The following is a 14571-nucleotide window of genomic DNA, read 5'->3' as shown; positions in this document are numbered from 1 at the left end:
GTAGCTGCAAGCTTTGAGCTGCAAGCTGCAAGTTAGGGCAAAGCGGCACTCCTCTTGGAGCTTGCCGCTTGTGGCTTAAAGCATCAATCAGTGGTCGAGGGCCTTGTACTTCTCGCGCAGGTGGTTACGGATCCACACCGCCGAGAGGTTAAGGGTGGCGATTACCATCACCAGCAGCAGCGCAGTGGCGTATACCAACGGCCGCGCGGCCTCGACGTTGGGGCTCTGGAAGCCGACATCGTAGATGTGGAAGCCCAGGTGCATGATCTTCTGGTCCAGGTGCAGGTACGGGTAGTTACCGTCCAGCGGCAACGACGGCGCCAGCTTGACCACGCCGACCAACATCAGCGGCGCCACTTCACCAGCGGCACGGGCCACGGCGAGGATCATGCCGGTCATCATCGCCGGGCTGGCCATTGGCAGCACGATTTTCCACAGGGTCTCGGCCTTGGTCGCGCCAAGCGCCAGCGAGCCTTCACGCACGGTGCGTGGAATACGCGCCAGGCCTTCCTCGGTGGCCACGATCACCACCGGCACAGCCAGCAGCGCCAGGGTCAGCGATGCCCACAGCAGGCCAGGCGTGCCCAGGGTCGGTGCCGGCAGCGACTCGGGGAAGAACAGACGGTCGATCGAACCACCCAGCACATAGACGAAGAAGCCCAGGCCGAACACGCCGTAGACGATGGCCGGAACGCCCGCCAGGTTGTTCACGGCGATGCGGATCAGGCGCGTCACCGGGCCTTGCTTGGCGTATTCGCGCAAGTAGACCGCCGCCAGCACGCCGAACGGGGTGACGATCACGGCCATGATCAGGGTCATCATCACGGTACCGAAAATAGCCGGGAAGATACCGCCTTCGGTGTTGGCTTCACGAGGATCGTCGCTGAGGAACTCCCAGACCTTGGCGAAGTAGGTGCCCATCTTGGTAAAGCCGGACATGGCGTTAGGCTGGATGGCGTGCACGACCTTGCTCAGGTTGATCTCCACTTCGCGGCCGTTGCCGTCGCGAGCGACCAGGCTGTCGCGGGAGAAGGCCTGATGCAGGCTGCTGAGGCGGTCTTCGATGGCCTTGTAGCGGCTGTTCAACTCGGCACGTTCGGCATCCATGTCGGCCTGGGCCGTAGCGTCCAGCTTGCCTTCCAGCTCCAGCTTGCGGCCATGCAGACGCAGGCGCTCAAGGCCATGGTTGATGGCACCGATGTCTTTTTTCTCAAGCTGCTGCAGCTCGCTGTTGAGCTGGTTGGCGCGTTTCAGGCGTGCCTGCAGCTCGTCCCAGGCGCCAGCGCCCTCGGCGACCACGCGGCCTTGTTCCTTGACGCTCACCAGGTAGCCGTAGAAGTTGCCCCATTCGCGGCGCTCCAGGGCGATCAGGTCGACCGGGCGCTGCTCATCGACCAACCATTCACCGACCACCCAGGTGAAGTCACTGCCGTTGAGGTCACGGTTACCCACCTTGATCAGCTCACGGGTCATGAACTCCGGGCCTTCGTCCGGCACCGGCAGGCCGGCACCCTTGAGGCGGACGCGGGGCACTTCTTCTTTCTGAACCACTTCACCGACGATGACGTGGTCACCCTGGCCCGGCACCTTGTAGGTGGCCTGGACCAGGTCGGCGGGCCAGAAGTGGCCCAAGCCGCGTACAGCGATCACGGCCAGCAGGCCGACGGTCATGATGACCGCCATGGCGACCGCGCCACCGCTGATCCAGACGCCTGGGGCGCCGCTCTTGAACCAGCCTTTGAGGGAATCCTTTTTCACGGATCTCTACCTTTCTATCAAAGCGACGAGTATTTCTTGCGCAGACGCTGGCGAATCAGCTCGGCCAAGGTGTTCATGATGAAGGTGAACATCAGCAGCACGAGAGCGGCGAGGAACAGCACACGGTAATGGCTGCCGCCGACTTCGGATTCGGGCATCTCCACCGCCACGTTGGCGGCCAAGGTACGCATGCCTTCGAACAGGTTCATCTCCATCACCGGGGTGTTGCCGGTGGCCATGAGCACGATCATGGTCTCGCCCACCGCTCGGCCCATGCCGATCATCAGCGCCGAGAAGATACCCGGGCTGGCAGTGAGGATGACCACACGAGTCAAGGTCTGCCACGGCGTCGCACCCAGGGCCAGGGAGCCCAGGGTCAGGCTGCGCGGCACGCTGAACACGGCGTCTTCGGCGATCGAGTAGATGTTCGGGATGACCGCAAAGCCCATGGCGATACCCACTACCAGGGCGTTGCGCTGGTCGTAGGTGATACCCAGGTCATTGGTGATCCACAGGCGCATGTCGCCGCCGAAGAACCAGGTTTCCAGGTACGGGCTCATGGTCAGGGCGAACCAGCCGGTGAACAGGATCACCGGAATCAGGATGGCGGCTTCCCAACCATCCGGCACGCGCAGGCGAATCGACTCAGGCAGGCGGCTCCAGGTGAAGCCCGCCAGCAGGATGCCGAACGGCATCAGCAGGAACAGGCTGAACACACCCGGCAGGTGCCCTTCCAGGTACGGCGCGAGGAACAGGCCAGCGAAGAAGCCGAGGATCACCGTCGGCATCGCTTCCATCAGTTCGATCACCGGCTTGACCTTGCGGCGCATGCCCGGGGCCATGAAGTAAGCGGTGTAGATAGCTGCGGCAATGGCCAGCGGAGCCGCCAGGATCATCGCGTAGAAGGCGGCCTTGAGGGTACCGAAGGTCAGGGGCGACAGGCTCAGCTTAGGCTCGAAGTCGGTGTTCGAAGCCGTCGACTGCCAGACGTACTTGGGCTCGTCGTAGTTCTCGTACCAGACCTTGCCCCACAGTGCGCTGAAGGAAATTTCCGGGTGCGGGTTCTTCAGGTTCAGTGGCAGCAGCTTGCCGCCCTCTTCGATGAAGATACGGTTGGCACGCGGCGACAGGGCCAGGATACCCGGGCCTTCGGCAGCAGGCTCGACCAGCAGGGTGCGGTGCGCGGTGCTGTGGAAGACGCCCAGCTTGCCTTCGGCGTCCAGGGCGATGAAGCCCTTGCGGCGCTCTTCGGCGTCGATCTGGACGATCGGCGCCTTGCCCATCTGGAAGGTACGGATCTGCTTGAAACGCGATTCGCCATCCGGGTCACGGGCCATGAACCACTGGGCCAGGCCACCTTTGGAGTCACCGATGATCAGCGAGATGCCGCCGACCAGTTGCGCGGTGGCGGTGATCTCGGTGTCAGCGCTCTCGGACAGCTTGTAGCGGCCATTGAGGCTCTTGTCTCGCAGGCTGAAGACATCCGCGGTGGCTCGGCCGTTGATCACGTACAGCCACTGCTGGCGCGGGTCGATGAAGATGTTCTTCACCGCCTCGGTCATTTGCGGCAGCTCGATGCGGTTCTGCTCGGTGGTGACCTCTTCGGTCATCAGGTTTTCGGTGCGCGTCAGCTCGACCACCTGCAGGTGCGCGCCGGTGGAACCGGCCAGCATCAGGGTATCGCCGTTTACGTTGACGCTGACGTGCTCCAGCGCGCGGCCCTGCTCATCCAACACGAACGGCTCCTGGCCGTACGGGTAGTCGATGCCTGGGGTGATGGTCTTTTTGTTGTCCGGGTAAGTGATCTTGTAGGTGTGGTGGAACACCAGCGCCTGACCATTGGACAAGCCCAGCACTACCAGCGGGCTGCCCGGCTGGTCGGTGCTGATCGAGCTGACCTGGGTGCCTGCCGGCAGCGGCAGGTCGACGCGGTTGAGCTCGTTACCAGTCTTGGTATCGAAGAACAGTGCCTGTCCCTTGTCCGAGACGCGCATGCCGACCAGGTTCTGCTCTTCGAGCGCGATCATCAGCGGCTTGCCGGCATCCTGCTGCAGCCAGGTCGGCTCCAGGGCCTTCTTGCTGGTCAGCTCGGCGCCCTGGAACAGCGGCAGCACCACATAGGCCAGATAGAAGAAGATCAGCGTGATGGCTGCCAGCACGGCAAGCCCGCCCACCAGTACATACCAGCGGGTCAGGCGGTCCTTGAGCGCGCGCATGCGGCGCTTGCGTTGCAACTCGGGCGTATTGAAATCAATCCGCTCGGGAGGGGATTTTTGGGTCATGGTGGAGTTGGCCAGATCATTCATGCGCACACCCTAGCGGTCCCGTATGACAAAAACATGACAGTGCGTTGACGCAAAAAAGCCCGCCGCTCAGGAGCCCTGGCTTCGGACCGAGAATTCGTGGAAAAGGCCGGCTTCAGTGCCAGCCTTTTCCTCAGTTACTTACTTCTTTGCAACGTTACCGGCGTGGGACAGGCCCAGGTCAGCCAGGGTCTTGTCGACCACCTTGGCCGGCAGCGGAATGTAGCCGTCCTTCACCACGACCTGCTGGCCAGCCTGCGACAGCACCAGCTTGACGAACTCGGCTTCCAGCGGGGCCAGAGGCTTGTTCGGGGCCTTGTTGACGTAGACGTACAGGAAGCGCGACAGCGGGTAGGTACCATTCAGGGCATTGGCTTCGTTGTCTTCGATGAACTCGCCGCCTTCCTTCTTGGCCAGACCTACGGTCTTGACGCTGGCAGTCTTGTAGCCGATACCCGAGTAGCCGATGCCGTTCAACGAGGAGCTGATCGACTGCACGACCGACGCCGAGCCGGGCTGTTCGTTGACGTTAGGCTTGAAGTCGCCTTTGCACAGGGCTTCTTCCTTGAAGTAACCGTAGGTACCCGATACCGAGTTACGGCCGAACAGCTGAACTGGCTTGTTGGCCAGGTCGCCGGTCACGCCCAGGTCGCCCCAGGTCTTGACGTCGGCCTTGGCGCCGCACAGGCGAGTGGAAGAGAAGATCGCGTCGACCTGAGCCATGGTCAGGCCCTTGATCGGGTTGTCCTTGTGTACGAACACGGCCAGGGCGTCGACGGCGACCGGGATGGCGGTCGGCTTGTAGCCATACTTCTGCTCGAAGGCCTGCAACTCGACGTCCTTCATCTTGCGGCTCATCGGGCCAAGGTTGGCGGTGCCTTCGGTCAGCGCGGGTGGCGCGGTGGAGGAGCCAGCAGCCTGGATCTGGATGTTGACGTTCGGATATTCCTTCTTGTAGGCCTCGGCCCACAGAGTCATGAGGTTCGCGAGGGTGTCGGAACCGACGCTGGAGAGGTTGCCCGAAACACCGGTAGTCTTGGTGTAGGTCGGGATCGCAGGGTCGACGGCGGCTACCGCGTTGGCGGTTGCAACGCCAGCGGCGGCAAAGGTGAGGGCCGCCATCAAACGCTTCAGTTTCATGCCTTGCTCCTAGCAGGAATATTGGGATGTTGGATGGATCGGGCCCAAGTATCTGCAGGCCGCATGAATACGATATGACTCCAATGTGACAATTGGATGAAAGGCCATCACTGGATACCCAGGATGGCCTTTCAAAATGTTGCAGGAGCGGTGGCTAGAGCGTTATCAGCGTTTTTTAGACAGCAAGTACAGCCCGACAACCAGACCGACGGCGCACAGGCCCGCTACGTAATAAGCAGGCGCCATCGGGCTGACCTTGAGCAGCGCGGTCACCACCATCGGCGTCAAGCCGCCGAAGATGGCGTAGGCCACGTTGTAGGAGAACGACAGGCCGCTGAAGCGCACCGCCGCCGGGAACGCCTTGACCATCACATAGGGCACCGCGCCGATCACGCCTACGCACAGGCCGGTGATGGCATACAGCGGGAACAGCAGTTGCGGGTGGGTCGGCAGGCTGTGGTAGAAGGTCCAGGATGTCACCAGCAGCAACAGGCTGCCGATCACGAAGACGCGGCCGGCACCAAAGCGGTCGGCCAGGCTCCCAGAGCCGACGCAGCCAAGGCTAAGCAGCACAATCGCCAGGCTGTTGGCCTTGAGCGAGTCGGTGGGGCTGATGTGGTAGATGCTCTGCAACAACGCCGGTGTCATCAGGATGACCACTACGATGCCGGCAGAAAGCATCCAGGTCAGCAGCATCGACAGGATGATCGGCCCGCGGTGATCACGCAGCACGGCCCGCAGCGGCAGCTCTTCGGCAAGCGCCTTGCGCTGCTGCATCTCGGCGAATACCGGCGTTTCGTGCAGCCAGCGGCGCAGGTACACCGAGAACAGGCCGAACACGCCGCCAAGCAGGAACGGGATACGCCAGGCGTAGTCGGCGACTTCTTCAACGCTATAGACCGTGTTGATCAGTGTCGCCACCAGCGAGCCAAGCAGAATGCCAGCGGTCAGGCCGGCGGTCAGGGTGCCGCAGGCATAGCCGGTGTTGCGCGCTGGCACATGCTCGGACACGAACACCCAGGCGCCAGGTACTTCGCCCCCGATCGCCGCCCCCTGGATCACGCGCATCAACAGCAACAGGATCGGTGCCCACATGCCGATCTGGGCATAGGTCGGCAGCAAGCCCATGATCAGCGTTGGCAGGGCCATCATGAAGATGCTCAGGGTGAACATCTTCTTGCGCCCAAGCAGGTCGCCGAAGTGGGCCATGATGATGCCGCCCAGCGGCCGGGCCAGGTAGCCGGCGGCGAAAATGCCGAAGGTCTGCATCAGACGCAGCCACTCGGGCATGTCGGCCGGGAAGAACAGCTTGCCGACCACCGTGGCGAAAAACACGAAAATGATGAAGTCGTAGAACTCAAGGGCTCCGCCTAGCGCGGACAGTGAGAGGGTCTTGTAGTCACTGCGGGTCAGCGGCCGCGAGGGCTGCTCGATACTGCTCGGCACGGAGGTCATTGCTTGTTCTTCTCTTGTAGGGCATGCAGGCCGCTTGGCACGCGGCTTCTGGCGGTGACAGGCGAAGATAGCAAATTGCCGGGGCGTGCTGAAAGCGATACAAAATCCATACAGATATTCATGACTGCACGGTCGTCGCTGAGCGTTTGGCTATATATACTGCCCGTTCGTAGGAAAACGTTGCCGCCACAGTGGGATGTTGTGCGAAAACGCCGGTCTTTTAAGTCAGGCGGTTTCGCAGAATTTCCCTACGGCCGTCCAGCGAAACGAAATCGGCGTAGTATGTTTCAAGCTGAATCGTTTACTCGGCCTTTGCGCCACACCAACGAAAGCGTCACGGGTCAGAGGCCCCACCGCATGATTGAGCTCGAACAAGAAGATCCTATCCCGCAAGGCGACCTGGCCCTGCAAATCACTGCGTTGCCCCGCGAAACCAACGGTTTTGGCGACATCTTTGGCGGCTGGCTGGTCGCCCAGATGGACCTGGCAGGCACTGCCATGGCGAGCCGCGTCGCGGGTGGCAGGGTGGCAACAGTGGCCATTGACCGCATGGCCTTCCTGGTGCCTGTGGCCGTGGGCGCACAACTGTCGTTCTATACCCAGACGCTGGAAATCGGCCGCAGCTCGATCCAGATGATGGTCGAAGTGTGGAGCGACGACCCGCTGTCCAGCGAATGGCGCAAGGTTACCGAAGCAGTGTTCGTCTTCGTCGCCATCGATGGCAGCGGCCGCACCCGCTCGGTGCCTCGTCGCTAAGCCATACGAGCGGTAAACTCATTGCAAGCCACCGGGTCGAAGGCCCACAGGCAATCAATGAGACGAGCGCAATGGCTACCTTCCAGGTTGTAACCGAGCAACACGGCGAACTCAACTGCTGGCGTATCACCAGCGACCGTGCCGAACTACTGATCGCCCAGCAAGGCGCCCAGATCCTCAGCTACCAGCACATTGGCGAGCCGCCACTGCTGTGGCTGAGTGACCAGGCCATGTTCCGTCAGGGTAAGTCGGTGCGCGCAGGTGTGCCGGTGTGCTGGCCGTGGTTCGGCAACCTGCAGCGCAACCCCGAATCCGTTCAGGGCATGTACCGTGGCACGCAGGCTCCCGCCCATGGGTTGGCCCGCACATGTGACTGGCAACTGTTGGGCATCGAAGAGGCAGCCGGCGCGCTGCGCATCGAATTCGAACTGCCAAAGGCCCAGGGCGATCTGCCAGAGTGGCCGCATGATGTGGAGCTGAAGCTGCTGATCGTCATGGGTGATGCGCTTGAACTGACCCTCACCAGCCGTAACAGGGGCAATACCCCTGTCACCATCAGCCAGGCCCTGCACAGCTACTTTGCCGTCAGCGATGTGCGCCAGGCGCGCGTCGAGGGTGTCGACGGGCTGGGCTACATCGAGACCCTGGCTGACTGGGAACAGCGCCAGCAGCAGGGTGCGCTGACGTTCACCGGTGAGACCGATCGCATCTACCTGAATACGCCTGCACAACTGAGCATTGTCGACCCGCACTGGAACCGGCGCATTACCCTGACCAGCAGCGGTTCACGTTCAGCGGTGATCTGGAACCCATGGACCGACAGAGCCCGGGATTTGCCTGACATGGCCGATGATGGCTGGCAGCGGATGCTGTGCATCGAGACGGCGAATGTCTGGGACGATGTGGTGGAGTTGAAGCCTGGGGCGGTTCATTCCCTGCAAGTGGCAATTGGCAGCGTAGCGCTTTGATTCAACTGCCTGGGACCGCTGTGCGGTCCTTTCGCGACACAAGGCCGCTCAGAGATCGCGCATACCTGCAGGAGCAGCCCCTTCACAGGTCAGCGTCCTCCACTACCCTCACCTTCCGGGCTTCCAGCGCATACGCCGCATCGGCCAGGTCGTTGCTGACCTTTTCCACCTTCAACGTCCCGCTGACCCACAACGGCGTGTAGATGTCATCGATCTTCAAGCCCTTCGGATAGCGCACCAGCACCAGCTGGTTGGGTGGCGGCGGCGGTACATGGATGCAGGCGCCCGGGTACGGCACCAAGAAGAACAGCGTGCTGTTGCCCTTGGCATCGCTTTCAAGCGGCACGGGGTAACCACCGAGACGAATTTCCTTGCCATTCATGGCGGCCACGGTCTTGGTCGAGTACATCACCGCCGGCAGGCCCTTGCTTTGCTTCAAGCCGCCCTTGTCGGTGAAGGTACCCATCGCCTCCGGCGAGTTGTGGTCGATCTCGGGCATTTGCTCGAGGGCTTTCTGGTCCGACTTGGGCATCAGCTCGAGCCAGTCGGTTTCAGGCAGTTCGGCATGGGCCAGGGAGCTGGCCAGGAGCATGGGGATGAGGAATAACGCACGCATGAAGATGCTCGGCAACTCGGATGAATTGCCGGGCATTCTAACCAGTATTCAGCGTTTCTTGATGAATCCGTAGATCACCAGAAGGACGATGGCACCCACCAGCGCGCCGAAGAAGCCCGCTGCCTGCCCGGCCTGGTAAATACCCAGCGCCTGGCCGCCATACGTGGCGATCAAGGAGCCGGCAATACCCAGCAGGATGGTCATGATCCAGCCCATGCTGTCGTCACCGGGCTTGATGAAGCGCGCCAGCAGACCAACGATGAGGCCGATGAAGATAGTTCCAATGATACCCATGGCAATCCCTCTGCAGTGAAGATGGAGCAAGCCAAAGCCTAGACAGCGCTTTGGCTTGTTGCCATTTCAGAGGGCGAACCGCTTGCAGAAGTTCGATCAGATGCCCGATCAGTTGCTGATCAGGGCCTCTACTTCGGCAATCTTGCGCTCGAGGGTGGCCATGTCCTGGCAACGCAAGGTGGCGTGGCCTACCTTGCGCCCGGCCTTGAAGGCCTTGCCATAGTGATGCAGGTGGCAGTCATCGATGGCGATGACCTTGTCCACTGCCGGCACTTCACCGATGAAGTTGAGCATGGCGCTCTCGCCAACCTTGGCAGTCGAACCCAGCGGCAGGCCGGCAACGGCGCGCAGGTGGTTTTCGAACTGGCTGCACTCGGCGCCTTCGATGGTCCAGTGCCCGGAGTTGTGCACACGCGGCGCGATCTCGTTGGCCTTGAGGCCACCGTCGACTTCAAAGAACTCGAAGGCCATCACACCCACATAGTCCAGCTGCTTGAGCACACGGCCGACATAATCTTCGGCCAGGCCCTGCAGAGGGTGCGCCTGGCTTGCCACGGACAGGCGCAGGATGCCGCTCTCGTGGGTGTTGTGCACCAACGGGTAGAAGCGGGTTTCGCCATCGCGTGCTCGCACGGCCACCAGGGATACTTCGCCGGTGAACGGCACGAAGCCTTCCAGCAGGCACGGCACGCTGCCCAGCTCGGCAAAGGTACCCACCACATCTTCAGGGGTGCGCAGAACCTTCTGGCCCTTGCCGTCGTAACCCAGGGTCCGGGTCTTGAGCACGGCCGGCAGGCCGATGCTGGCCACCGCCGCATCAAGGTCGGCCTGCGAGAGGATGTCGGCGAAGGCCGGGGTTGGAATGCCCAGGTCGCGGAACATGCTCTTCTCGAACAGGCGGTCGCGGGCGATACGCAGCGCTTCGGCGCTCGGGTACACCGGGACGAACTGCGAGAGGAAGGCGACGGTCTCGGCCGGGACGCTTTCGAACTCGAAGGTCACCAGGTCGACTTCGTCTGCCAGCTGGCGCAGGTGGTCCTGGTCGCCGTAGTCGGCACGCAGGTGCTCGCCAAGTGGCGCCGCGCAGGCGTCCGGCGCCGGGTCGAGGAAGGCGAAGTTCATGCCCAGCGGGGTGCCCGCCAGAGCCAGCATGCGGCCCAGCTGGCCGCCACCGATAACACCGATCTTCATGGGTTCAGCCTCAAGCCTGACGTGGGTCTGGATTGTCCAGCACAGTGTCGGTCTGCTCGGTGCGGAACTGCTTGAGCGCCGCGTGATACTGCGGGTATTTGGCACCGAGGATGCTCGCCGACAGCAGCGCGGCGTTGACCGCGCCGGCACGGCCGATGGCCAGGGTGGCAACCGGTACGCCGGCAGGCATCTGCACGATCGACAGCAGCGAGTCGACACCCGACAACATCGACGACTGTACCGGCACACCCAGCACCGGCAGGTGGGTCTTGGCGGCGCACATGCCAGGCAGGTGCGCAGCGCCACCAGCGCCGGCGATGATCACCTCGATGCCACGCCCTTCGGCTTCTTCAGCGTACTGGAACAGCAGATCCGGGGTGCGGTGGGCGGAAACCACCTTCACTTCGTAGGGAATGCCGAGTTTTTCCAGCATATCGGCGGTGTGGCTAAGGGTGGACCAATCGGACTTGGAGCCCATGATCACGCCAACCAGTGCACTCATCGTCGAGCCTCTCCTGCAAGCGCCTTCTGGCGCGCTAAAAGCAACAAGCCACGCAGGTGGACCGGCGTGGCTTGTCATACGGATTCTGAATCGACCGGGTCGGCCGAAGGCGCGGGATTGTAGCGTATTTCAAGTCGGCCCGCCCACCCCTACAAGCACATGTCGGATCAAAGGGCAAGCTGTCTCGTGGGACAACTTTTTCCCACTGCCGAAAGGCATTCCGGGTGGTGACGATTGCGCCCGCCAATTTCAATCTCCTTGGAGAATCGCCATGCCCAAGACCCTCACGTTCTTTTTCAGCCTCCTGCTGTCCCTGCAGCTGCCTTGCGCAGTAGCGGCCAAGTCGCTGGTTGTGACCGTTTACCTTCACGACGAACTGGCCAGCATCAGCGACGAGCAATTGCACAACGATTACTTTCAGCACTGGCTCGATGAGATGCGCAGTTTCACCTCCCACCCCACGGAACTGATCTTGCGACGCAACGTGCCCGGCATCACCGATATTGATTATCAAGGCGTGCCATCGAGTCAGATTCTTGAGGCGTTCACCCAAGGAGTGCTTGAACTGACCTCGAACCACCCCTTCTCGTTCATGAACAAGCACCTGCTGATGACGCGCAACAGCTATGACCACAGCGGGCTTAACTACAATGCGGGCCTGGCGTACTTCAAACAGAACACCGCCATCGCCTCATTGGCCGCTTACAGCAGCGCCGCCCATGAAATCGGCCATCTGCTTTCCGCCACGCATGAAGACGCCGAACTGAAGTTCAACGGATGGGTGTGCGAAACCTACACACACCCCCGAATTCCGGCCCGATCGAACTGCTACCGGTACAGCGACAAGAACCGGGCGAACATCGCCGACTACCTCAAGTACAACTCACACTGAGCCTTCACCTTGAGCACCAGCGGACTCGAGCTTGCGCCAGAGCAGGCGCACGTTGGCCTTGCGCACCAATGCACAGCGATACAAGCGGATTTCCAGTGGCACATGCCACTGGGCCCCTCCGCAGATGGCCAACTCGCCACGCTCCAGTTCGCCACGCATTGAAAGCCGGGGCACCCAGGCAACGCCCATGCCTTCCAACGCCATGCTCTTCAAACTGTCAGCCATGGCTGTTTCATAGACCGTGGTGTAACGCAAATTACGCTGGCGCAGCAGCAGGCTCACGGAGCGGCCAAGGAAGGCGCCGGCACTGTAAGCAAGCAACGGTACGCTGGCATCGCCCTCAAGGTCGAACATCGGCTTTCCATCGGCCCCCACGGCGCAGACGGGAAGCATTTCGGTGGTCCCCATGTGCAGCGACGGGAAAATTTCGGCGTCCATCTGCAGCGCCGCATCCGGGTCATAGAAAGCCAGCATCAAATCGCAGCCGCCTTCGCGCAAGGCATGCACAGCATCACCGACGTTGGTGGCTACCAGCCGTGTGGCGATGTTCAAACCATCGTTACGCAGTTGTGCAACCCAGCGAGGGAAAAAGCCTGATGCCAGCGAGTGCGCCGCCGCCACCTGGATCACCTCGCCCTGGCCACCTTCAAGATGATGCAAATGGCGTAGAACTTCGCTCAACTGGTCGACAACTGTGCGCGCCGTAACCAGAAAAAGTTGACCAGCCGCCGTCAGCTCGACGGGCGTGCGGGAACGATTCACCAGCGTCAGGCCAAGCGCCGCCTCCAGGCTACGAATACGTCGGCTGAACGCCGGCTGGGTGACGAAACGGCGCTCCGCCGCCTGGGAAAAACTACGGGTGGCGGCCAGCGCACTGAAGTCTTCCAGCCATTTGCTTTCTAGGTTCACTAAGCGAATCTCCCGGCATGCACCAAAATGGAACACGCTCGAATGTCAATTGGCGTCACATCAAACACTATGCCGTTTGTGCATAGGTTAGCGTGCAACAGCATTGGCCGCAAAATCCCCTTAAGGCCTAGGATTGGCGCCATTCCGGCATGTGCCGGGTCAAAATCGAGATGATATCCATCATGTCCTCCGCTGCATCGTTCCGCGTCGAAAAAGATCTGCTTGGTACCCTTGAAGTCCCTGCCGATGCCTACTACGGCATCCAGACTCTGCGCGCTGCCAACAACTTCCATCTCTCCGGTGTTCCGCTGTCGCACTACCCGAAGCTGGTCGTGGCACTTGCCATGGTCAAGCAGGCCGCTGCCGACGCCAACCGCGAGCTGGGGCACCTGAGCGATGCCAAGCACGCCGCCATCAGCGAGGCCTGCGCCCGCCTGATCCGCGGTGACTTCCACGACCAGTTCGTTGTGGACATGATTCAAGGTGGCGCTGGTACTTCCACCAACATGAACGCCAACGAAGTCATCGCCAACGTCGCACTGGAGGCCATGGGCCACCAGAAGGGTGAGTACCAGTACCTGCACCCGAACAACGACGTGAACATGGCGCAGTCGACCAACGACGCTTACCCGACCGCCATCCGTCTGGGCCTGCTGCTGGGCCACGACGCGCTGCTGGCCAGCCTCGACAGCCTGATCCAGGCCTTCGCTGCCAAAGGTAAAGAGTTCGACCACGTACTGAAGATGGGCCGCACCCAGCTGCAGGACGCCGTGCCGATGACCCTGGGCCAGGAATTCCGCGCCTTCGCCACCACCATGACCGAAGACCTGCAGCGCCTGCGCTCGCTGGCCCCGGAACTGCTGACCGAAATCAACCTGGGCGGTACCGCCATCGGCACCGGCATCAACGCCGACCCTGGCTACCAGGCCCTGGCCGTACAGCGCCTGGCGACCATCAGCGGCCAGCCGCTGGTACCGGCTGCCGACCTGATCGAAGCCACCTCCGACATGGGCGCCTTCGTGCTGTTCTCCGGCATGCTCAAGCGTACTGCGGTCAAGCTGTCGAAGATCTGCAACGACCTGCGCCTGCTGTCCAGCGGCCCACGCACCGGCATCAACGAGATCAACCTGCCAGCGCGCCAGCCAGGCAGCTCGATCATGCCAGGCAAGGTCAACCCGGTCATCCCGGAAGCCGTCAACCAGGTTGCCTTCGCCATCATGGGCAACGACCTGGCCCTGACCGTCGCCGCCGAAGGTGGCCAGCTGCAGCTGAACGTGATGGAGCCGCTGATCGCCTACAAGATCTTCGACTCGATCCGCCTGCTCCAGCGTGCCATGGACATGCTGCGCGAGCACTGCATCGTCGGCATCACTGCCAACGAACAGCGCTGCCGTGAACTGGTCGAGCACTCGATCGGCCTGGTCACCGCCCTGAACCCCTACATCGGCTACGAAAACGCCACCCGTATCGCCCGCGTAGCCCTGGAAACCGGCCGTGGTGTGCTGGAACTGGTGCGCGAAGAACAGCTGCTGGACGAAGTGATGCTCAACGACATCCTGCGCCCGGAAAACATGATCGCTCCACGTCTGGTTCCGCTGAAGGCGTAACCCGGCTGCTGCAAACAGTCTCACCAGGTTTGAGGGACTAGACACCTCTCGACCTTTCAAGGGCCCGAGCGCACGCTCCGGGCCCTTTTTTTGTTCTTCACGCAATCCGGGAAAGACGCAAACAAGGACGCCGGATTGATGGGTGATATTCGTGCGAGCAAACCAAAGCCCCACCACCGC

The 14571-nt window shown here is 61.7% G+C and carries 13 protein-coding genes; 4 read left to right on the top strand and 9 right to left on the bottom strand.

All coding sequences use genetic code 11. The annotated features are described in order from the left end of the window. Positions 1–87: 87 nt before the first annotated feature. The 4 genes from pstA to JOE27_RS17125 form a co-directional block, all read right to left on the bottom strand. The gene (gene pstA / locus JOE27_RS17140) at positions 88–1758 is read right to left on the bottom strand and encodes a phosphate ABC transporter permease PstA (protein ID WP_115273266.1); all 1671 of its coding nucleotides are present in this window, start codon (positions 1756–1758) and stop codon (positions 88–90) included. 17 nt (positions 1759–1775) lie between these two features. Then, on the bottom strand, positions 1776–4064 hold the full coding sequence (locus JOE27_RS17135) for an ABC transporter permease subunit (protein ID WP_046786843.1): 2289 nt from the start codon (positions 4062–4064) through the stop codon (positions 1776–1778). A 138-nt stretch (positions 4065–4202) separates the two neighbouring features. Continuing rightward, positions 4203–5201 carry a phosphate ABC transporter substrate-binding protein PstS gene (locus tag JOE27_RS17130; RefSeq protein ID WP_012312096.1) on the bottom strand — a complete coding sequence of 333 codons (999 nt, stop codon included), beginning with the start codon at positions 5199–5201 and terminating at the stop codon, positions 4203–4205. Between the two features lie 165 nt (positions 5202–5366). Further along, entirely contained in the window at positions 5367–6656 is a 1290-nt protein-coding gene (locus JOE27_RS17125) for an MFS transporter (RefSeq protein ID WP_204919281.1), read from the bottom strand. Between the two features lie 357 nt (positions 6657–7013). Here JOE27_RS17125 and JOE27_RS17120 point away from each other — a divergent pair, with 357 nt between their 5' ends. Together JOE27_RS17120 and JOE27_RS17115 are read left to right on the top strand one after the other, a co-directional pair. Beyond that, positions 7014–7412, top strand: a complete 399-nt coding sequence (locus JOE27_RS17120; RefSeq protein ID WP_003253317.1) for an acyl-CoA thioesterase — start codon at positions 7014–7016, stop codon at positions 7410–7412. 71 nt (positions 7413–7483) lie between these two features. Continuing rightward, complete coding sequence (locus JOE27_RS17115; RefSeq protein WP_119688036.1) at positions 7484–8380, top strand: D-hexose-6-phosphate mutarotase; 897 nt, start codon at positions 7484–7486, stop codon at positions 8378–8380. A gap of 82 nt (positions 8381–8462) precedes the next feature. Here JOE27_RS17115 and JOE27_RS17110 read toward each other — a convergent pair whose 3' ends face one another. The 4 genes from JOE27_RS17110 to purE form a co-directional block, all read right to left on the bottom strand. Then, positions 8463–9032: a DUF3299 domain-containing protein gene (locus tag JOE27_RS17110; protein ID WP_174141084.1), complete on the bottom strand. Its 570-nt coding sequence runs from the start codon at positions 9030–9032 to the stop codon at positions 8463–8465. A gap of 12 nt (positions 9033–9044) precedes the next feature. Beyond that, a complete protein-coding gene (locus tag JOE27_RS17105; protein ID WP_046786839.1) occupies positions 9045–9290 on the bottom strand; it encodes a GlsB/YeaQ/YmgE family stress response membrane protein in 246 nt (81 codons plus the stop codon). Positions 9291–9398: 108 nt separating this feature from the next. Next, positions 9399–10481 carry a 5-(carboxyamino)imidazole ribonucleotide synthase gene (locus JOE27_RS17100; protein ID WP_046786838.1) on the bottom strand — a complete coding sequence of 361 codons (1083 nt, stop codon included), beginning with the start codon at positions 10479–10481 and terminating at the stop codon, positions 9399–9401. Between the two features lie 10 nt (positions 10482–10491). After that, the gene (gene purE, locus JOE27_RS17095) at positions 10492–10983 is read right to left on the bottom strand and encodes a 5-(carboxyamino)imidazole ribonucleotide mutase (protein WP_003253304.1); all 492 of its coding nucleotides are present in this window, start codon (positions 10981–10983) and stop codon (positions 10492–10494) included. Positions 10984–11254: 271 nt separating this feature from the next. Between purE and JOE27_RS17090 the strand changes: the two genes are divergently transcribed. Continuing rightward, positions 11255–11875 carry a hypothetical protein gene (locus JOE27_RS17090; protein WP_115273263.1) on the top strand — a complete coding sequence of 207 codons (621 nt, stop codon included), beginning with the start codon at positions 11255–11257 and terminating at the stop codon, positions 11873–11875. Here JOE27_RS17090 and JOE27_RS17085 read toward each other — a convergent pair. After that, positions 11867–12784 (bottom strand): LysR substrate-binding domain-containing protein, encoded by a 918-nt coding sequence (locus JOE27_RS17085; protein ID WP_182445235.1) that lies wholly within the window; start codon positions 12782–12784, stop codon positions 11867–11869. The genes JOE27_RS17090 and JOE27_RS17085 overlap by 9 nt on opposite strands. A gap of 182 nt (positions 12785–12966) precedes the next feature. Between JOE27_RS17085 and aspA the strand changes: the two genes are divergently transcribed. After that, positions 12967–14391: an aspartate ammonia-lyase gene (aspA, locus tag JOE27_RS17080; protein WP_042111854.1), complete on the top strand. Its 1425-nt coding sequence runs from the start codon at positions 12967–12969 to the stop codon at positions 14389–14391. The last annotated feature ends 180 nt before the right edge of the window (positions 14392–14571 follow it).

Source organism: Pseudomonas sp. M5 (genome assembly GCF_016907075.1).
Lineage (GTDB): Bacteria > Pseudomonadota > Gammaproteobacteria > Pseudomonadales > Pseudomonadaceae > Aquipseudomonas > Aquipseudomonas putida_E.
This window is presented reverse-complemented; position numbering and strand designations above follow the sequence as displayed.